This window comes from Dickeya parazeae Ech586 (assembly GCF_000025065.1).
In the GTDB taxonomy this organism is placed as follows: domain Bacteria; phylum Pseudomonadota; class Gammaproteobacteria; order Enterobacterales; family Enterobacteriaceae; genus Dickeya; species Dickeya zeae.
The window spans coordinates 3,037,674-3,057,399 of sequence record NC_013592.1 but is presented as its reverse complement, the minus strand read 5'-3'; the positions used below and the strand labels follow the sequence as shown (position 1 = coordinate 3,057,399).

Sequence of the window (19,726 nt, the reverse complement as noted above, 5' to 3'; positions counted from 1 at the left end):
CCTGGGTTCTGGTAAAGAAAGATCACCTTCACGGGGCCTACCCGTGAAGGTTGATGTCTTTCACGTATTCTTCTTTTGCCTTTTTTCCGCTAACGCTTTTTGGGCGAGCGGTTGCGGTGATAACAACAGATAGGCGGTAACCGCCAGCAGATAGCACCCCAAAATCACTAGCGCCATCGATAACGCGCTGGTGTTCCCGCCCAGCCCGGTAAACGGCACGCTCAGTGCACCAAACATGAACATGTTCAGACCAATCAGTGCCGAAGCGCTGCCCGCTTTGTCGCCTTGGCTCTGCATCGCCAGCGATGACGCACAAGGGCCGACAATCCCTATCATGGCGATGGCAAAAAACAACGGGATAAGAATGCCGATGAGTGGCGCATGTAACAAACCTGCCACCGTCAACGCCAGTGCCGCAGTCACCGCGATAGTCAGCCCGGCGCGCAGGACGCGTTGTTCGCCAAAACGCAGGCTAAAGTGGGCAGCCAGTTGCCCGGCGGCGATAAGCCCGATGCCGTTGACCGCAAAACACACGCTGAACGCCTGCGGGCTCAAACCGTAGACCTCTTGCAGCACGAACGGCGAGGCACCGATGTAGGCGAACATGCCGGCACCGCACAGCCCTTGAGCCAAACACAAGCCCATGAATGTCCGTTCCCGCAGCAGGCTTCCCAATGATGACAGCATCGAACCGACACCCCCGGTGATGCGTCGCTCGGCAGGCAGCGTTTCATTGAGCCGCAGCGCGCTCATCGTCAGCAGCAAGCAGGCAATCACCGCCAGCAATGCAAAAATACCGCGCCAACTGGTGATACTCAGCAACAGCCCACCGAATACCGGCGAGAGGATGGGGGCCAGGCCGTTGATCAACATCAGCAGTGAGAAAAAGCGCGTTAATGCATGGCCGATGTACAGATCCCGTGCGATAGCCCTGGAGAGTACTGCGCCACCCGCACCGGCGATGCCTTGCAATAAGCGGGCAACGATCAACTGACCAATATCCTGCGCTAGCGCACACCAGATGGAGGTCAACAGCAGCATGGCCAGCGAGAGCAGCAGCGGCAGGCGTCTGCCGAGCTTGTCGCTCAACGGCCCGAAGACCAACTGACCCGCGCCCAGCCCGAGTAAACCGGCGGTCAGGCTGAGTTGGGTGACGGAGGTCGAGGTGGCAAATGCATTCGCCATCTGCGGCAGCGCAGGCAGATAGAGGTCGATACACAGCGGGCCGAGAGCGGCCAGTGACCCCAGAATCAGGGCGTACTCAAGCTGCGAACGGGATGATTTTTCAGTCATGGTGCTTTCTCTGGGAATAACGAATCAATCAGGGTGTGATACAGCCGCTCCAGCACCGCAACCGGAGCGTGTTGCGGAATTAAGCTGCGAAACGTCGTGCCTTCGCACAATACCGCTATTAGTTCGGTTCGGGCGGCGATGTCTTCATCCGGAAAATGCGGAAAGCGTTTTTTTATCAATGAACTGGTGTGGGAAAACATTTTCTGCTCGGCATCCCGCATGATGTCGGCTACGCGTGGGTTACGGGTTGCCTCGGATGCCACCTCCAGCATCAGCAGGTCGTCATCGTCGTCGCCAGGATTAACCGGCAACTGGCGGCGGGCCAGCAGCGGGATAAAGCGCTGAGGGTCGCCATTTTCGGGCGTCATGCGTTGGAGCCGAATATCGACGATACGGCGCACGATCTCTTCGATGATGTCGTCTTTATTGACGAAGTAACGGTAAATCTGCCCGACGCTGAGCTGCGCCTGCCCGGCTATCTCCGCCATGCTGGCGCCGTGAAAGCCCGAGCGACGAAAGCACAGGCGGGCAGCAGCGACTATCTGGTCACGCCGGGCCTGGGTTTTCTCTTCATGATGGGGTGATGACATAACATTGCTCCAATGCCTGGACAACCTTGTTAACGTTATCCTTGCAAATTTTATAAGAAGTCTGACGTCAAATTTTTTATATTGAGAATGAACGTTCATTCTCAATATTAGGACAGGGACTGATGAGAGGTAAGAGCTTTATTGTAACAGCCGGTATGCTCACCGTGCTGCTGACCGGATGTGAGCGCAACACCGCTTCATCAGAGGCGATACAACCGGTGGCGGTCACCGTGCAGACGCTGCATAGCGCCCCCGTGACATTGCACAGCGAACTGACTGGCCGCGTAACAGCGGCGATGGTGTCTGAGGTTCGCCCACAGGTCGATGGCATTATCCAGCAACGGCTGTTTACCGAAGGGAGCGAAGTCAAAGCCGGGCAGGTGTTGTATCAGATAGACCCAGCCAGTTATCAGGCGGCGGTCGATCAGGCGGCGGCAGCGTTGAAAAATGCCCAGTCCACCGTGCGATCGGCCAAACTGAAAGCCGAACGTTATGCTCGCTTATTGAAAGACGAGGGCGTATCCCAGCAGGATGCGGATGACGCCCAGGCCACGTATGAACAGGATGTCGCCAGTGTGGCAGAGAAAGCCGCCGCACTGAAAACCGCACAAATCAACCTGGCGTACACGCGGATTACCGCACCGATATCCGGTCGTATCGGCATTTCATCGGTCACGCCGGGTGCGCTGGTCACCGCCAGTCAGAGCACCGCGTTGGCGACCATTCGCCAGTTGGATCCGATCTATGTTGATCTCACCCAGTCAAGCAGCCAGCGACTGGCGATGCTGGGACATCAGAAACAGCAGCAGGCGGCGGTGGCGCTGACGCTGGAAAACGGCCAGCCTTACGACCAGACCGGCAGGCTGAAACTGGCAGAAGTGGCGGTAGACACGTCCACCGGCTCGGTAACGTTGCGCGCTGAGTTCCCCAACGCGGGCCATATGCTGCTGCCGGGCATGTTTGTGCGTGCGGCGGTGGAGACCGCTAACGTGCCTGATGCCATTCTGGCACCACAACAAGGCATCCTGCGGGATACCAAAGGTAATGCCTACGCGCTGGTGGTCAATAACCAGCAGGTGGTGGAACGGCGGGAAGTGGAAACCGGCGAGGCTATTGGTAGCCGTTGGCTGATAACCCGAGGGTTAACAGCAGGGGAGCGCGTGGTGACAGAGGGGACCGACAAGATTCGCGAAGGCGATAAGGTCACCGCCGTTGAGGCGACGAGCCAGCCTGCGTCGACAACGTCAGGCACGGCGGAGGCCCACTAATCATGTTCTCCCGTTTCTTTATTCATCGGCCGGTGTTTGCCTGGGTTATCGCTATCGTGATTATGCTGGCAGGGGCGCTGTCAATAGAGTCGCTGCCGGTGGCGCAATACCCGGATGTGGCACCGCCGTCTATCGCTATCAAAGCCAGTTACCCCGGTGCTTCCGCCGATTCGCTGGAAAACAGCGTGACCCAGGTGATTGAACAGCAGCTCACCGGGCTCGATGGGTTGCTCTATTTTTCGTCATCCAGTGATTCGAGTGGTGATGTCCGCATCACCGCCACCTTTACGCAGGGCACCAACCCGGATACCGCACAGGTGCAGGTACAAAATAAAGTACAGCAAGCCACCTCGCGTCTGCCTACGGAAGTGCAGCAACAAGGCATTACGGTGACCAAATCCCAGCAGGATTTCCTGCTGATTATGGCGTTGTACGACACAACCGACAAAAGCACCGCCGCCGATATCGCTGACTATATGGTCAGCAACCTACAGGATCCGCTCTCCCGGGTGGAAGGGGTGGGCAGCATACAAGTGTTTGGTTCCCAGTATGCGATGCGGATCTGGATGGACCCGACCAAACTGGCGGCGTACAGCCTGATGCCATCTGATATTTCCTCCGCGATAGAAGCGCAAAACACCCAGGTTTCCGCCGGGAAAATCGGTGCGCAGCCCGCCAGTCGCGATCAGCAACTGACCGCTACGGTCACAGCGCAATCGCGGTTGAAAACCCCGGAGCAGTTTCGCGACATCATCGTGAAAAGTGAATCCAGCGGTGCGCTGGTACATCTTGGCGATGTGGCGCGGGTTGAGCTGGGTAATGAGGATTACACCACCACTACACGGTTGAACGGTCACCCGGCTGCCGGTATCGCCGTGATGCTGTCGTCCGGCGCCAACGCGCTGGCAACGGCGGAGCGAGTGAAGGCCAAGGTGGAGGAATTCACCGCACAGATGCCGAAAGGCTATGAGGTGTCTTACCCGAAAGACAGCACCGATTTTATCAAGGTATCGGTGGAAGAGGTGGTGCGCACCTTGTTTGAGGCCATCCTGCTGGTGGTGCTGGTGATGTTTTTGTTCCTGCAAAACCTGCGCGCCACGTTGATCCCCGCCGTGGCAGTACCGGTCGTATTGCTGGGTACCTTCGGCGTACTGGCGGTGTTTGGGTATTCCATCAATACCCTGACGCTGTTCGGGATGGTGTTGGCGATAGGTCTGTTGGTGGATGATGCCATCGTGGTGGTGGAGAACGTCGAGCGGTTAATGCGCGACAAGGGGTTATCGCCGGTGGCGGCCACGGAACAGTCGATGCGCGAGATTTCCAGTGCGCTGGTGGGGGTGGCGCTGGTATTGAGCGCGGTGTTCCTGCCGATGGCGTTCTTCGGCGGTTCGACCGGGGTTATCTACCGGCAGTTCTCCATCACCATTGTCTCCTCGATGTTACTGTCGGTCGTTGTGGCCCTGACACTGACACCGGCACTCTGTGCTGCGTTGCTCAAACCGGTGGCGCATGCGCCGTCGAACGCTAACGGCTTTTTTGCCCGTTTCAACCGGGGCTATGAAAATGTACAGCAGCGCTATACCGGACGGGTGACGCATGTGATAACCGGCCCGTGGCGTTATCTGGCGCTGTACGGCGTAGTGATTGTGGTGATGGGGGTACTGTTCGTGCGGCTGCCGGGCGGCTTTCTGCCTAATGAAGACCAGGGCGACGTGATGGTGCAGTTTACGCTACCGGCAGGTGCCACCGAAGCCCGTACCAGCAAAGTCGGGGAGAGCATTGAGCACTATTTTCTCAATGAAGAGAAAAACAATGTTGAGGCTATTTTCGTGATTTCCGGCTTTAACTTCAGCGGCAGTGGACAGAATGCCGGGATGGCGTTCGTGGCGCTAAAAAACTGGAGCCAGCGCCCCGGTCAGGCGAACAGCTCCACCGCGATAGCCCAACGCGCCATGCAAGCGTTGTCTGCCATTCGTGACGCACAGGTATTCACCATGTCGCCACCGGCGGTACAGGGGCTGGGGCAGTCCGACGGGTTTACCTTTGAATTGCAGGCGACCGGTAATACGGATCGCGGCCGCCTGCTGGCGCTACGCGATCAACTGCTGGCCGCGGCGGCGAAAAACCCACGGCTGATGGCGGTACGTCCTAACGATTTGACGCAGATGCCGCAACTGCAGGTGGACCTTGATTACGCCAGAGTGCGAGCGCTGGGGCTGTCGATAAGTGATGTCACCAGTACGCTAAGCAGCGCCTGGGGCGGGACTTACGTCAATGACTTTATCGATCGAGGCCGGGTAAAAAAAGTCTATATCCAGGGCGACGCTGAGTCCCGCGGCCAGCCATCGGACCTCGATAAATGGTTTGTCCGTGGTACCGATAGCAGTGGCAACACGGTGATGACGCCGTTTTCCTCGTTTGCGTCTACCCGCTGGAGTTATGGTCCGGAAAGCCTGTCGCGCTATAACGGCCTGGCGTCCTACGAAATTCAGGGTATCGGTGCGCCCGGTGTCAGTTCCGGTAAGGCGATGGATGAAATGGAAGCACTGGCTCGTGCACTGCCCGCCGGTACGACCTTTGCCTGGAGTGAACTTTCCTATCAGGAGCGGCTGGCCAGCGGGCAGGCGATGTCGCTTTATGTCATGTCGATACTGGTGGTGTTTTTGTGTCTGGCAGCGCTGTATGAAAGCTGGAGTATCCCTTTCTCGGTGATGCTGGTGATCCCGCTGGGTGTGGTAGGCGCAGTGCTGGCGGCGACAGTGCGTGGGCTGGAAAACGATGTGTATTTCCAGGTGGCGCTGCTCACCACTATCGGGTTGTCAGCCAAAAACGCCATTTTGATTGTGGAATTCGCCGAAGCCGCTTACCAGCGGGGTGCCACCCTGTATGAAGCAGCACTGGAAGGGGCAAGCACGCGTCTGCGGCCGGTACTGATGACGTCGATGGCGTTTATCGCCGGAGTGTTCCCATTGGCGATAGCGACCGGTGCCGGTGCCAACAGCCGCATCTCTATTGGTAGCGGTATTGTCGGCGGTACGCTGACGGCCACCGTACTGGCGATTTTTCTGGTACCGATGTTCTTTGTGATGGTCAGACGGGCCTTCCCCGGTCGCCGCACGCCAGCAGCATCGTTAACGGTAGAGCCTACCTCTACACAGGGAGAAAACTGATGCGCGTTATCATGATGGTATTGGGCGGCAGCCTGCTGTTATCCGGTTGTTCACTGGATCCGCACTATCAACGGCCCTCCGCACCGGTGCCTGCCGCCTGGCCGCAAGGCGCATCCTATCCGGCGACAGCGCAGGCACCCCAACCCGCAGAGGATATTCCCTGGCGAGAGGTGGTGGTGGATGACAAATTGCGCCAGGTGGTGGAGATGGCGTTATCGGATAACCGGGATTTGCGTAAAGCGATTGCCGATGTGGAGGCGGCACGGGCGCAGCTTGGCGAACAACGGGCAACATTGTTGCCGACGATTAACGCCGGTATGAACGGTGATCGCAGCCGGTCACTCATCAGTGGCAGTGACAGCACCGTGCTAAGCAGCAGTTATGGTGCCAGCTTATCTACCAGCGCGTTTACGCTTGATCTGTTTGGGAAAAACCGCAGCCTGACGGGTGCGGCGCGGGAAGCGTATTTGTCCAGTGCCGCGACCGCCACCAGTACCCGCCTGACGCTGATTGCCGATACGGCGACAGCCTGGGTGGCGCTGGCAACGGCCCGCAGCAATCTGGCGCTGGCACGACAGACGATGGAGAGTGCCGGGCAATCGCTGGCGGTAACCCGCAGCCGATTGCGTAATGGTGTGGTATCGGCAGTGGATGTGGCGCAAGCAGAAACCGTCTATCAACAGGCACGGGCCGATGTCGCCAGCGCGCTAACCACCGAAGCGCAGGATAAAAATGCGCTCGATTTGTTAGCCGGACGGTCGGTGCCAGAGGCGTTATTGCCAACGGATGTGGCGTCGCTGTCGCAGGCGGTGAAACCGGTCGCCGCCGGTATTTCGTCTGCCGTGTTGTTGCGCCGCCCGGATGTACAGGCCGCAGAACATACGCTGAAATCGGCCAATGCCAATATCGGCGCGGCGCGTGCGGCGTTTTTCCCCAGTATTACCCTGACCGCCAGCAACGGTTTGAGTAGCGAGGCGTTGTCATCGTTGTTCAGTGGTGGCGCTCACGTGTGGTCGCTGGCGCCTTCCGTCAGTCTGCCTCTCTTTGACGGGGGGTCCAATCTGTCGGCGTTACGCTATGCCGAAGCAGAAAAGCAGGGTTATGTCGCCAGTTACGAGAAAACGGTGCAGACCGCATTTCGCGAAGTGGCCGATGCGCTGGCGCGTAAAGGCACGATTGATGAGCAGCAGGCGGCACAGCGAGATTACGTGACAGCGGCCGAACGTAGCTATCAATTGGCCAGCAACCGCTACCAGGCTGGGGTAGATACCTACCTCAATGTGCTGGATGCCCAGCGTACCTTGTACAGTGCCCGTCAGTCGTTATTCAGCCTGGAGCAGTCGCGGCTGGATAATCTGATCACGCTGTATAATGTGTTGGGCGGCGGGGGAAAATAGTACGTTCTGACAGAGCCGGTATGATTGACCGGCTCTGTCTTTTAGATGTCGCTGTTGTAGTGGTGTGACGGATATAGCGAGTCACACTCACCATGTCACATTCACAACGTCACTCTCACCAATAGCCCAGAAAATCGCTTTTCGTTGTCTATACCCTCTGAGAACTGACCGTAAGAACTGACCTTAGTAAACCCTCGTCGTAACAGCAGCATGGCGTAGGGTTTGCATGGCGATACTAGTGCATGGTTTTATGACGGGATAGTTTATAACAGGGCGGTTTTATAACAGAATGGTTGTATAACAAGACAGTTGTATAACAGGACGTTGTATAACAGCGCATGGATGTATAACGGCGCATGGATGTCTCACCGCCGTGTGGAGAGAAGAGAGAATGATAGCGGACCCTTCAACGACAATTCGTTTTCTGATGGCATCGCGCCAGTGTGAGCTGAACAGCCTGCGCGGTTTGCTGCAAAGCGGCGAACTGGTGGGGCGCATCAGTCAACTGGTGCATATGCTACAGCGTGAGCGTGGAACCGCTAACCTGTTCCTGTGCTCGGACGGGCGGTTATGTGCCGATGAGTTGTCGCAACGCGAGCAGGATGTGCAGCAGGCCGAATTGCAGTTTATGGCGCAACTCGACGATCTGGCGCAGCGTGCCAGCCTGTTGCCGCAGGCCAGCCGACTGTTCAGCCGTGCTGCCAGCGTGGTGTATACCCTGGGATTATTGCCATCGATGCGCGAGCACATGCGCCAGCGTACGCTTGCGCAGTCAGCGGTGATGACGCTATTTAACGATAGTATTCGTCATTTGCTGACGCTGGTATTTGAAGTGTCGGATACCGCGGCGGAACCGGTTATCGCCCGCGCGCTGGTGGCGATGTTTAGTTTCATGCAAGGGAAGGAGCTGGCTGGGCAGGAGCGGGCGGTTGGCGCGGCGGCGTTTGCCGCTGGCGAGTTTCCGGTCAACGTTCAGCAAACGTTGATGGATTTGATCGACCGTCAGGAGCGGTGCTTTGATACCTTCGCCACCTTTGCCGATGATGCCAACCGGGAGAGTTGGCAATCGTTGGTCACCGACCGGGAGTTTGAGCGGTTACGCCGCGTCGCCTGTACCCGTGCGCCGGAGAACTTACCGCCGGAAGGCGGTTTGCAATGGTTTGCCCTGGCAACGGCACGTATTGATGCCATGAAGCAGATTGAAGACCGTTTGTCGCAGACGCTGATGCACCTGTGCCGTGAGCGTATTGCCGCCGCGGAGCAAGCCTGCCTCGACCAGCAAGCTGATGTCGCCAGCCTGATGGCGCAGCAGCAAGGTGATGACCACAGTTATTCGGTGTTTATCGCTCGTTCCGAGATGGAGCAGAGCAGTACCGGGCAAAGCGGCTGGCTTGATAGCGACGGTGTGCGGCCGCAATTGGGGCGTTCGCTGTTGTCACTGGTACAGCAGCAGGCGCGGCGCTTGCAGGCGCTGGACCATGAACTGGCGGCGATGCGGGCAACGCTGGATGAGCGCCGTCAAATCGACCGGGCTAAAGGGTTGTTGATGCAACATCGTGGATTGAGCGAGGAAGAGGCTTACAAAACCCTGCGCCGCATGGCGATGAACCAGAACAAAAAACTCATCGAGATTGCTACCGCGATGCTGGCGGTGGCGGATGTTTTTCAGGATATGCCCTGACGGTTGCACTGCGATAAGCGGTGATACGGGTGTTGAATGCACATAAAATGTGCGCAACGTGCCAGATAACGGTGCAGCTCAGGGTAATATTTGCCGTGCAGGCCCCGCGTTTACTGAGGCTGATAACGGTTTTTCAATCTCTCGGATATCCCTGCTGAATTGATCCAGCTCAATATTTGCTATGCCACTGACGAGCAGAATAGCGTCATCGGGACTCGTCAGCTATCCGGCGCGGCACAAATGAGTTATTCAATGTGCCGTCAGGTTATAGGGATATCTGACAGATTGGCACACACCTTGCTTCATCTCCGGTAACAATTCACTGCGACTTTTCCGTGCTAATGGCGGTACGGAAAAGCGCTGGGCAAAGGCGCCCATAAGCGTGCGATTTTCGCATGGCTTATGGGCGCCTTTTTGTTTTTGCCGTCGAAGGGCGGGTTGCCGAGGTGTCGTTAATGAGTGATTCCACAACCGATAAGAAAACCAGTAACCAAACACAGGCGTTTTCCCGTCGCCAGTTTTTGGTAGGGAGTGCCGCACTGGGCGGTGCCATGTTGCTACCGGGAATGCCGGGAATAATGAACAGCGCCTGGGCGGCTGGTTCCGACGCCCCAGAGAAGAACGAAGTGCGTGTCGGCTTTATTCCATTGACTGATTGCGCCTCGGTGGTGATGGCCTCGGTCAAAGGGTTTGACAAGAAATACGGCATTACCCTTGTGCCGAGTAAGGAAGCGAGCTGGGCCGCGGTACGTGACAAGCTGGTATCGGGCGAACTGGATGCTGCCCATGTGCTGTATGGGTTGTTGTACGGCTTGCAAGCCGGTGCGTCAGGGCCGCAGCACGATATGGCGGCGTTGATGACCATCAACAACAACGGCCAGGCGATCACCTTGTCCAACGCCTTGCGTCAGGCAGGGGTGACGGATGCCGCCAGCCTGAAAAAATTCATCTCAGCCAGCCCAGCGGGGACGTATACCTTCGCCCAGACGTTTCCCACCGGCACCCATGCCATGTGGCTCTATTACTGGCTGGGTGCCGCCGGCATCAACCCGTTTGATGACGTGCGCACGGTGGTGGTACCGCCACCGCAGATGGTGGTGAACATGAAGATCGGCAACATGAGCGGTTTTTGTGTCGGTGAGCCCTGGAACCAGCGTGCGATTACCGATGGACTTGGCTTTACCGCCGTGACGTCGCAGGAGATTTGGGCGGACCACCCGGAGAAAGTGCTCGGTACCAGTGCCAACTGGGTAAACGCTAACCCTAACACCGCACGGGCATTGACGGCGGCGGTACTGGACGCGTCGCGTTGGATAGACAGCTCGGACGATAACCGACGTGAAACTGCCCGCGTGATCGCCGGGCGGGCCTACGTCAATACCCAGGAGGAGACGCTTGTCGGTCGCATGCAGGGGCAATACGACAACGGTGCCGGTAAACAATGGCAGGACGCGCACGCGATGCGCTTCTACCACGACGGCGAAGTGAACTTCCCGTATCTGTCGGACGGCATGTGGTTTCTCACCCAGCACAAGCGCTGGGGTTTGCTGACGCAGGAGCCGGATTATCAGGCGTTAGCCCGTCAGGTCAACCGCATCGATATCTACAAACAGGCGGCCAGCATGGTCGGCAATGTACCGCTGCCGTCCAGTGAGATGCGCAGCAGCGTATTGATTGACGGTAAGCGGTGGGACGGCAGCGATCCGGCCGGTTATGCCAACAGCTTCAGCGTGAAAAAGTAACGGAGAGCGACCATGAAAACGCAAGCCCAGATTCTTTCGATCGTCCCTGACGCTGAGTCGGAAAACACGACTACCGCCGATGCTGTGGTTATCACGCTGCCTGATGCCGCCACCGTAGCGCCACCGGAGGAACCGGTAGTGGCGACGCCGCGCCCTGTCTGGCGACAGCGTCTGAGTAACGGGCTGTCCCGGTTGTTGCCGGGAGGACTCGGTATGTTGCTGCTGCTGGCGGTATGGCAGATGGCGGCACTGAGCAGCAAAGGTTTCCCGACGCCGTGGCAAACCTGGCTGGCGGCGCAGAGCATTTTTGCCGACCCCTTTTACGTGGCAGGCCCTAACGATCAGGGCATTGGCTGGAATGTGCTGGCGTCGCTCAAACGCGTCGGTATCGGGTTCGGTCTGGCGGCGCTGGTGGGCATTCCCGCCGGTTTCCTGATTGGCCGTTTTCGGTTTATTGCCGCGATGTTCAACCCGATTATTTCGCTGTTGCGTCCGGTCAGCCCGCTGGCGTGGCTACCCATCGGCTTGCTGTTGTTCCAGCGTGCCGAACCGGCATCCAGTTGGACGATTTTCATCTGCTCTATCTGGCCGATGATCCTCAACACCGCGGAAGGGGTACGCCAAATCCCGCAGGATTACCTGAATGTGGCGCGGGTGTTGAAGCTGTCTGAGTTCGCCATCATGCGCACTATTTTGCTACCGGCGGTACTGCCGAGTGTGCTGACCGGGGTTCGGTTGTCTATCGGTATCGCCTGGCTGGTGATCGTGGCAGCAGAAATGCTGACTGGCGGTATCGGCATCGGTTTTTGGATTTGGAACGAGTGGAACAACCTCAACGTGCCCAACATCATCACCGCTATTTTGGTGATTGGCGTGGTCGGGTTGTTACTTGAGCAAGGGCTGATGTTGCTGGCCAAACGCTTTAGCTATGAAACCCGTTAAGGAGAAGCCGATGCGCCATCAACCGATTATTCGTATTCAGCAGGTTAGCCAGCGTTTCTCCACCGCCAGCGGTTCGTTCGTGGCGCTTGATAACGTGAGCTTTGATATTCATGCCGGGGAAACCCTGAGTCTGATTGGGCATTCCGGCTGCGGTAAATCAACACTGCTTAACCTGATTGCCGGGCTGACGCTGCCGACGCACGGTGGTCTGTTGTGCGACAACCGTGAAATCGACGGACCGGGGCCGGAGCGGGCGGTGGTATTCCAGAACCATTCACTGCTGCCGTGGCTCACCACCTACGACAACGTGGCGCTGGCGGTAAAACAGGTGTTTCGCGGTCAGATGACCAAGGCGGAAATGCACGAGTGGATTGTCCACAACCTGGAACTGGTGCACATGGGGCACGCCCTGAACAAGCGGCCACATGAAATTTCCGGTGGGATGAAACAGCGGGTGGGCATCGCCCGGGCGCTGGCGATGAAACCCAAAGTGTTGCTGATGGATGAGCCCTTCGGTGCGCTGGATGCGCTGACCCGTGCTCATTTGCAGGATGCGGTGATGGATATTCAGCAGCAACTGAATACCACCATCGTGCTGATCACCCATGACGTGGATGAAGCAGTGCTGCTGTCCGACCGGGTGCTGATGATGACTAATGGCCCGGCCGCCACCGTGGGGGAAATCATGACGGTAGCGCTGGAACGTCCGCGTTCTCGCGTCGCGCTGGCGGACGACCCGCGTTATCACCAGTACCGCCAACAGGTACTGCATTTCCTCTACGAGAAGCAGCCGCACGCGGCCTGACGGGAGGGAGCGATGAGAGCGCATCTGGTTGTCATCGGTAACGGCCTGTCCAGCGCCCGGCTGGTAAAAAAACTGGGGCAGCTTGCAGCGCAACGCTACCGCATCACCCTCATCGATCGTGAGCCGCGTGCCAGTTATAACCGCGTGCTGCTCTCGTCGGTGTTGGGGGGTGAAAAAACGTTTGAGGAAACGCAGTTGGAGCCGGTACCCGAGTCGATGGACGTCACCGTCCTGACCGGTGAGTCGGTACTGTGTATCGACAGGGCCGCGCGGGAGGTGGTCACCGACCGCCGCCGTCTGGCGTATGACCACCTGGTTCTGGCGACGGGGTCCCGTCCGTTTATGCCGCCATGGCCGGGCATCAACCTGTCAGGTGTGACAGGGTTTCGCACTCTGGATGATGTCGAGCGGATGTGGGCGGCGGTACGGCAAAAAACGCCAGTGGTGGTGATAGGTGGCGGGGTATTGGGGATTGAGGCCGCCGCCGCATTGCGCCTGCACGGTGCCGAGGTGACGTTAGTACATCGCCACACCCGGCTGATGGAGCGCCAGCTTGATGATGTCGCCAGCGATTTACTGGCTACCCGGTTGCGAGAGCGTGGCATCCGTTGCCTGACCGGTGTGCAGATCCAGTCGTTTATCGGTAATGAAAAGCGCGGGAGCGGCCAGGTTGAGGCGGTGGATCTGGCAGACGGCACACGCCTTCCTGCCGGTCTGGTGGTGGTAGCGACCGGCGTACAGCCGGTATGTGAGCTGGCTCGCGACAGCGGCCTGCCATGCGGACGCGGCATTGTGGTGGATGGCCAGTTGCGTACCACCGACGAGGCTATCAGCGCGCTCGGCGAATGCGCTGAAATTAATGGGGAGACGGTGGGGCTGGTGGCCCCCTGTCTGGCGCAGGCCGATGTGCTGGCGGCCAGACTGGCCGGGCAGCCGGTAGCGGATTACGTGCCGACGCCGCTGGCCACGCGCCTGAAGGTAACCGGGATTGACGTAGTGAGTGCAGGAGAATTGCATCCGCAGGCGGGCGATCAGACTCACTCACTGTCAGACCCACTCGGCGGTCACTACCGCCGTCTGATATTCCGCGACGATCGGTTGTGCGGTGCGCTGCTGTTCGGTCATGTCAACGACAGCCCGCAACTGCTGGCGGCCATGGAGACCAGGCTGCCATCGGCACCGTCATCGCTTTTATTTGGTCTTTCTTTTCCTGAAATAGACATACGGCCTGAAGCCGTAAGGATTTCTGTTATGAGTAAACCCGTATTGGTGGTAGTGGGGCACGGCATGGTCGGTCACCACTTTCTGGAGCAACTGGTGGAACGCGGCCTGCACCAGGAATATCACGTGGTGGTGTTTGGCGAAGAACGCTACCCGGCCTATGACCGGGTACATTTGTCCGAGTATTTTGCCGGACGTAGCGCCGAGTCGCTGTCGATGGTCAGTGACGGTTTTTTCGAGCAGAGCGGTATTGAGCTGCGTACCGGCTGTCAGGTGATGGCCATCGATCGCCAGCGCCGCTGTGTGCGCGATGCGAATGGTCAGGAAACGCCTTACGATCGTCTGGTGCTGGCCACTGGTTCCTATGCGTTTGTACCGCCAATCAAAGGCAATGATCGCCCCGGCTGTCTGGTCTATCGCACATTGGACAATCTGGATGCGATTGCCGCCGAAGCACGCGAATCACGCAGTGGCGTCGTCGTGGGCGGCGGACTGCTGGGGCTGGAAGCCGCTAACGCACTGCGCCAACTGGGGCTGGAGACCCATGTGGTGGAGTTCGCGCCCCGGCTGATGGCGGTGCAACTGGATGATGGCGGCGCGCAGTTGCTGCGGCGCAAAATCGAAGCGTTGGGTCTGCATGTACACACCAGCAAAGAAACGCTCGCCATTACGGCAGGCGAGCAGGCGCGTCACCGCATGAACTTTGCCGATGGCACGTCGCTGGAAACCGATCTGATACTGTTTTCCGCCGGTATTCGTCCACGCGTTCGGCTGGCGAGTGAAGCCGGGCTGGCGATAGGTACGCGTGGTGGTATCGTGATTGACGATCATTGCCAGACGTCGGATGACGCTATCTTCGCTATCGGCGAGTGTGCGGTATGGCAAGGGCAGATATTCGGACTGGTGGCCCCGGGCTACCAGATGGCGCGCACCGTTGCCGCCCAACTGGCCCGATCGGCGCAGCAGGAACAGCAGCAACAGGCTTTCACCGGCGCTGACATGAGCACCAAGCTCAAGCTGCTAGGGGTTGATGTCGCGTCAATCGGCGATGCCCACGGCAACACCGAAGGCAGCCAGAGTTATCAGTGGAACGACGAGCCGAATCAGGTCTACAAAAAAATCATTGTCTCGGCAGACGGCAAGCGACTGCTGGGGGCGGTGCTGGTCGGCGACAGCAGCGATTACAGCACACTGCTGCAAATGAAACTCAACGACATGACGTTACCCGATCATCCGGAAAGCCTGATTCTGCCCGCATTGGATGGGGCGGTACCGAAAGGGCTGGGGGTGGCGGCATTGCCGGACAGCGCGCAGATTTGCTCCTGCCACAACGTCAGCAAAGCGGACATTTTCGCGGCGGTAGACAACGGTTGTACCGATCTGGCGTCACTGAAAGCCTGCACCAAGGCCGGGACGGGGTGTGGCGGTTGTGTGCCGTTACTCAAGCAGGTGATGGAATACCGGTTGCAGCAGTCAGGCATTGAGGTGAAAAAAGACATCTGCGAGCACTTTGCCTGGTCGCGTCAGGAACTGTACCACCTGATCCGCGTCAACCGTATCCACAGTTTCGGCGAGTTGATCGCCCGTCACGGCCACGGGCTGGGGTGTGAAATTTGTAAACCGCTGGTGGGGTCGATGCTGGCATCGTGCTGGAACGACTATGTGCTGAAACCCGAACACGTGCCGTTGCAGGATACCAATGACCGTTTTCTGGCCAACATCCAAAAAGACGGTACCTACTCGGTGGTACCGCGTATCCCCGGTGGGGAGATCACCCCTAAAGGGTTGATTGCCATCGGTCAGGTGGCGGAACGCTACCACTTGTACACCAAAATTACCGGTGGTCAGCGCGTTGACTTGTTCGGGGCGCGGCTGGAACAACTGCCTGCTATCTGGCAGGAACTGATCGACGCCGGTTTTGAAACCGGTCATGCCTACGGCAAGTCGCTGCGTACCGTGAAATCCTGCGTGGGGTCAACCTGGTGTCGCTATGGCGTGCAGGATTCGACTGGGCTGGCGATTGCGCTGGAGCATCGTTACAAAGGGTTGCGCTCGCCGCATAAGCTCAAGATGGCGGTTTCCGGTTGTACCCGTGAGTGCGCCGAAGCGCAGGGTAAAGACATCGGTGTGATTGCCACCGACAAAGGCTGGAACCTGTACGTGTGCGGTAATGGCGGTATGAAACCGCGTCATGCCGACCTGTTTGCCAGCGATCTGGATACCGAGATGCTGTTCCGGTTTATCGACCGCCTGCTGATGTTTTACATCCGTACCGCAGACCGGCTCCAGCGTACCAGTGTGTGGCTGGATAATCTGGAAGGCGGCGTTGATTACCTGCGTCAGGTGGTGATCGACGACAGCCTGGGGATTGCCGATGAGCTGGAAAGCGAGATGCGCCATGTTATCGACAGCTACCAGTGCGAGTGGCAGACTACACTGGCGCATGACGAAAACCGGGCATTGTTCCGCGCCTTCCTCAACAGCGACACCCCGGATGAGGCGGTGGTGATGGTCCCCGAACGTGGTCAGATTCGCCCGGCGCGCCCGGAAGAGAAAAAACCGATCACCGTATCCGAGACCCTCGGGGCCGATGGCTGGCAGTGCGTCGGTTTCCTCAGCGATATCCCGGCGAATGCAGGGATGGCAGCGCGGGTCGGGCATCGGCAGGTGGCGTTGTTCCATCTCCCGGCGTCGCAACCGGGGCAGGCGGCACGCGTGTTCGCGCTCGATAACCTGGAGCCGGGAAGCGGTGCTAACGTGCTATCGCGCGGCATTGTCGGCGACGTGGCCGGTGAGCCGGTGGTGATTTCGCCGCTGTACAAAAAACGTTTGCGCTTGTGTGACGGTGTCAGCCCGGATGACAGTCAGTTGCGGGTACGCGTCTGGCCGGTACGTGTCGTTCAGGATCGTATCTGGGTGGCTGATGAACCGATGACGGTGGTAGCGACCGACATGGCGGAGGCGTTATGACCGACTGTCGCACCACTTGTCCTTATTGCGGCGTGGGTTGCGGCGTGATTGCCACGGCGCAACCGGACGGGAGGGTGACCATAAAAGGCGACAGCCAGCACCCGGCCAATCAGGGACGGTTGTGCGTCAAAGGTTCAGCGCTCGGCGACACGCTGAGTCTACAAGGGCGGTTGTTATGGCCGCTGGTAGACGGGCAGCGAGTCAGTTGGGATCAGGCGCTGGACCGGGTCGCGCAATCGCTCGGCGATATTATCGCGCAGCACGGCCCGCAGGCGGTGGCGTTTTACGGTTCGGGACAATTACTGACCGAAGACTATTACGTCGCCAACAAGCTGATGAAAGGATTCATTGGCAGCGCCAACATGGATACCAATTCCCGGCTGTGCATGGCCTCAGCGGTCATTGGTTACAAACGGGCGCTGGGTGCCGATGCGGTGCCGGGTAACTATGAGGACATCGAACAGGCGGATCTGGTGGTGCTGGTCGGCTCCAATACCGCCTGGGCGCACCCGGTGGTGTATCAGCGGCTGATGCAGGCCAAACAACAGCGTCCGCACATGAAAGTCGTGGTGGTGGACCCGCGTCATACCGCCACCTGCGATGCGGCGGATTTACACCTGCCGCTGGCACCCGGCAGTGATGCCGGGTTGTTCAACGGACTGCTGCACTGGCTGGCGCAGCAGTCCGCGCCGCTGCCCGACGCACTTAGCGGTGTGGAGGCGGCACTGGCGGCGGCCGATGAGTGGACGGTAGAACAGGTGGCGGAATTCTGCCGGTTACGACACGAGGACATCACCCGCTTTTACCAGTGGTTCAGTGAGACCGGCAAGGTAGTCACGCTCTACTCGCAGGGCATTAACCAGTCTGCTTCAGGTAGCGACAAATGCAACGCGATTATCAACGTGCATCTGTTCAGTGGCCGTATCGGCCGGGTTGGGTGCGGCCCGTTTTCGATTACCGGTCAGCCGAATGCGATGGGGGGCCGGGAAGTGGGCGGGCTGGCGAATCAACTGGCGGCGCACATGGGGTTCAGCCCGCAAGAGGTGGCGCGGGTCGGTCGCTTCTGGGGCAGTGATCGGGTGGCCTCGGCTCCAGGGCTGATGGCGGTGGATCTGTTTCGTGCCATCGAAGCCGGGCAGGTGAAGGCGGTATGGATAATGGGCACCAACCCGGTGGTGTCAATGCCGGAGGCGGATCGGGTGCGGCAGGCGTTGTTGCGCTGCTCGCTGGTGATTGTCTCTGATGTGATGCGCCATACCGATACCACCGAATGCGCCGATATTCTGTTACCCGCATTGGCATGGGGAGAAAAAGACGGCACGGTCACCAACTCCGAACGGCGTATTTCCCGTCAACGTGCGTTTTTGCCAGCACCGGGCGAGGCGAAGGCAGACTGGTGGATTGTGTCGCAGGTCGCGACGCGTATGGGGTTTGGCGAGGCGTTTGATTACCGCCACCCGGCGCAAATTTTCCGTGAACATGCCGCGTTATCCGGGTTTGAGAATCAGGGGCAGCGTGCCTTCAACATCAGCGCGCTGGCAACGCTCAGCGATGAGCAATGGCAGCAACTTGCCCCGGTACAATGGCCGGTGACCCCTCATGCCAATAGCGGTACCGCGCGCTTATATGCCGATGGCCGCTGCTGGCATTCGGACGGTAAGGCGAGGCTGCTGGCAATCACCCCGCAATTGCCGGTCAATCCACCGTCCCCGGCGTATCCACTGGTGCTCAATACTGGTCGGGTGCGTGACCAGTGGCACACCATGACCCGCACCGGCAAGGCGGCGCGTCTGATGCAGCATCTGCCGGAGCCCTACTGCGATCTGCACCCGCAGGATGCGCTTAACGCCGGTGTGCACGATGGCGAACTGGTGCGTATCAGCGCCGGGTCAGGCTGGATGCTGGTGCGGGCGCAGGTTCAGCGTGGTCAGCAACCCGGCAGCATTTTTGTCCCCATGCACTGGAACCGGCAATTCAGCGCACAGGCGCGCGTCGATAGCCTGGTCGCGGCGGTGACTGACCCTTACTCCGGTCAGCCGGAAAGCAAGCAGGCGCGAGTACGCATCCAACGCTGGCCCGCCGTCTGGTTCGGCGAGCTGTTTGTCCGCGGCGATGTCGCCGTACCGGACTGTGGCTACTGGAGCCGGATTACTGCTGACGGGGTGTCGCATTACGTGATCGCCGACGAGCGTACACCAGAGCACTGGCTCGACTGGCTGACCCGGCAATATGACCTGAGCGACGTTGAATTTCAGCAGACTCAGGGGGACGACCGACTGTTTCATGCGATTGGCTGGCGAGGCACACAGGTCGCTGTGGCGCTTTATGTCGGCGCGCATCGTCCGCAACTGGCGCGTGAAGCGGTGCTGGCGGCATTTGCCGTGCCGCCACAGCAGTCGTCTGATCGACTGGCGTTGCTGGCGGGGTGTGCCCCACAGGGGGAAACACCGCAAGGCGCGACCATTTGCAGCTGTTTCGCGGTTGGTGAGCAGCGCATTATCGACGCTATCCGTCAGGGGTACCACAGCGTGGCGCAACTGGGTGAACAGCTACAGTGCGGGACCAACTGCGGATCCTGCGTGCCGGAACTGAAGGCGTTGCTGCAACAGTATGCGACGCCAGACACATTACGCCGGGCGGGCTGAGC

General features: G+C 58.9%; 11 protein-coding genes. 9 read left to right on the top strand and 2 right to left on the bottom strand.

Features of this window, described 5'->3' with window-relative positions:
• Positions 1 to 60 precede the first annotated feature (60 nt).
• Together DD586_RS13375 and DD586_RS13370 are read right to left on the bottom strand one after the other, a co-directional pair.
• Positions 61 to 1,293: a multidrug effflux MFS transporter gene (locus tag DD586_RS13375; RefSeq protein WP_012885364.1), complete on the bottom strand. Its 1,233-nt coding sequence runs from the start codon at positions 1,291 to 1,293 to the stop codon at positions 61 to 63.
• Positions 1,290 to 1,883, bottom strand: coding sequence for a TetR/AcrR family transcriptional regulator (locus tag DD586_RS13370; protein ID WP_012885363.1), 594 nt, complete (start codon positions 1,881 to 1,883; stop codon positions 1,290 to 1,292). The genes DD586_RS13375 and DD586_RS13370 overlap by 4 nt, the downstream gene beginning before the upstream one ends.
• 122 nt (positions 1,884 to 2,005) lie before the next feature.
• Between DD586_RS13370 and DD586_RS13365 the strand changes: the two genes are divergently transcribed.
• The 9 genes from DD586_RS13365 (at position 2,006) to DD586_RS13325 (ending at position 19,724) form a co-directional block, all read left to right on the top strand.
• The gene (locus DD586_RS13365) at positions 2,006 to 3,151 is read left to right on the top strand and encodes an efflux RND transporter periplasmic adaptor subunit (protein WP_012885362.1); all 1,146 of its coding nucleotides are present in this window, start codon (positions 2,006 to 2,008) and stop codon (positions 3,149 to 3,151) included.
• Positions 3,152 to 3,153: 2 nt separating this feature from the next.
• On the top strand, positions 3,154 to 6,321 hold the full coding sequence (locus DD586_RS13360; protein ID WP_012885361.1) for an efflux RND transporter permease subunit: 3,168 nt from the start codon (positions 3,154 to 3,156) through the stop codon (positions 6,319 to 6,321).
• The gene (locus DD586_RS13355; RefSeq protein ID WP_012885360.1) at positions 6,321 to 7,718 is read left to right on the top strand and encodes an efflux transporter outer membrane subunit; all 1,398 of its coding nucleotides are present in this window, start codon (positions 6,321 to 6,323) and stop codon (positions 7,716 to 7,718) included. The genes DD586_RS13360 and DD586_RS13355 overlap by 1 nt, the downstream gene beginning before the upstream one ends.
• A gap of 391 nt (positions 7,719 to 8,109) precedes the next feature.
• Entirely contained in the window at positions 8,110 to 9,399 is a 1,290-nt protein-coding gene (locus tag DD586_RS13350) for a nitrate regulatory protein (protein WP_012885359.1), read from the top strand.
• 455 nt (positions 9,400 to 9,854) lie between these two features.
• Complete coding sequence (locus tag DD586_RS13345) at positions 9,855 to 11,141, top strand: ABC transporter substrate-binding protein (RefSeq protein WP_012885358.1); 1,287 nt, start codon at positions 9,855 to 9,857, stop codon at positions 11,139 to 11,141.
• Between the two features lie 12 nt (positions 11,142 to 11,153).
• A complete protein-coding gene (ntrB, locus tag DD586_RS13340; RefSeq protein WP_012885357.1) occupies positions 11,154 to 12,083 on the top strand; it encodes a nitrate ABC transporter permease in 930 nt (309 codons plus the stop codon).
• Between the two features lie 10 nt (positions 12,084 to 12,093).
• A complete protein-coding gene (locus DD586_RS13335; protein WP_012885356.1) occupies positions 12,094 to 12,888 on the top strand; it encodes an ABC transporter ATP-binding protein in 795 nt (264 codons plus the stop codon).
• A 12-nt stretch (positions 12,889 to 12,900) separates the two neighbouring features.
• Entirely contained in the window at positions 12,901 to 17,079 is a 4,179-nt protein-coding gene (gene nirB / locus DD586_RS13330) for a nitrite reductase large subunit NirB (RefSeq protein ID WP_012885355.1), read from the top strand.
• A complete protein-coding gene (locus DD586_RS13325; protein WP_012885354.1) occupies positions 17,076 to 19,724 on the top strand; it encodes a nitrate reductase in 2,649 nt (882 codons plus the stop codon). The genes nirB and DD586_RS13325 overlap by 4 nt, the downstream gene beginning before the upstream one ends.
• Positions 19,725 to 19,726 lie beyond the last annotated feature (2 nt).

Excerpts from the sequence above, each read along its gene's own strand:
- DD586_RS13325 (WP_012885354.1), top strand. The coding sequence starts at position 17,076 with ATGACCGACTGTCGCACCACTTGTCCTTATTGCGGCGTGGGTTGCGGC.
- DD586_RS13370 (WP_012885363.1), bottom strand. The coding sequence starts at position 1,883 with ATGTCATCACCCCATCATGAAGAGAAAACCCAGGCCCGGCGTGACCAG.
- DD586_RS13365 (WP_012885362.1), top strand. The coding sequence starts at position 2,006 with ATGAGAGGTAAGAGCTTTATTGTAACAGCCGGTATGCTCACCGTGCTG.
- DD586_RS13360 (WP_012885361.1), top strand. The coding sequence starts at position 3,154 with ATGTTCTCCCGTTTCTTTATTCATCGGCCGGTGTTTGCCTGGGTTATC.
- DD586_RS13350 (WP_012885359.1), top strand. The coding sequence starts at position 8,110 with ATGATAGCGGACCCTTCAACGACAATTCGTTTTCTGATGGCATCGCGC.
- ntrB (WP_012885357.1), top strand. The coding sequence starts at position 11,154 with ATGAAAACGCAAGCCCAGATTCTTTCGATCGTCCCTGACGCTGAGTCG.
- DD586_RS13375 (WP_012885364.1), bottom strand. The coding sequence starts at position 1,293 with ATGACTGAAAAATCATCCCGTTCGCAGCTTGAGTACGCCCTGATTCTG.
- DD586_RS13335 (WP_012885356.1), top strand. The coding sequence starts at position 12,094 with ATGCGCCATCAACCGATTATTCGTATTCAGCAGGTTAGCCAGCGTTTC.
- DD586_RS13355 (WP_012885360.1), top strand. The coding sequence starts at position 6,321 with ATGCGCGTTATCATGATGGTATTGGGCGGCAGCCTGCTGTTATCCGGT.
- DD586_RS13345 (WP_012885358.1), top strand. The coding sequence starts at position 9,855 with ATGAGTGATTCCACAACCGATAAGAAAACCAGTAACCAAACACAGGCG.
- nirB (WP_012885355.1), top strand. The coding sequence starts at position 12,901 with ATGAGAGCGCATCTGGTTGTCATCGGTAACGGCCTGTCCAGCGCCCGG.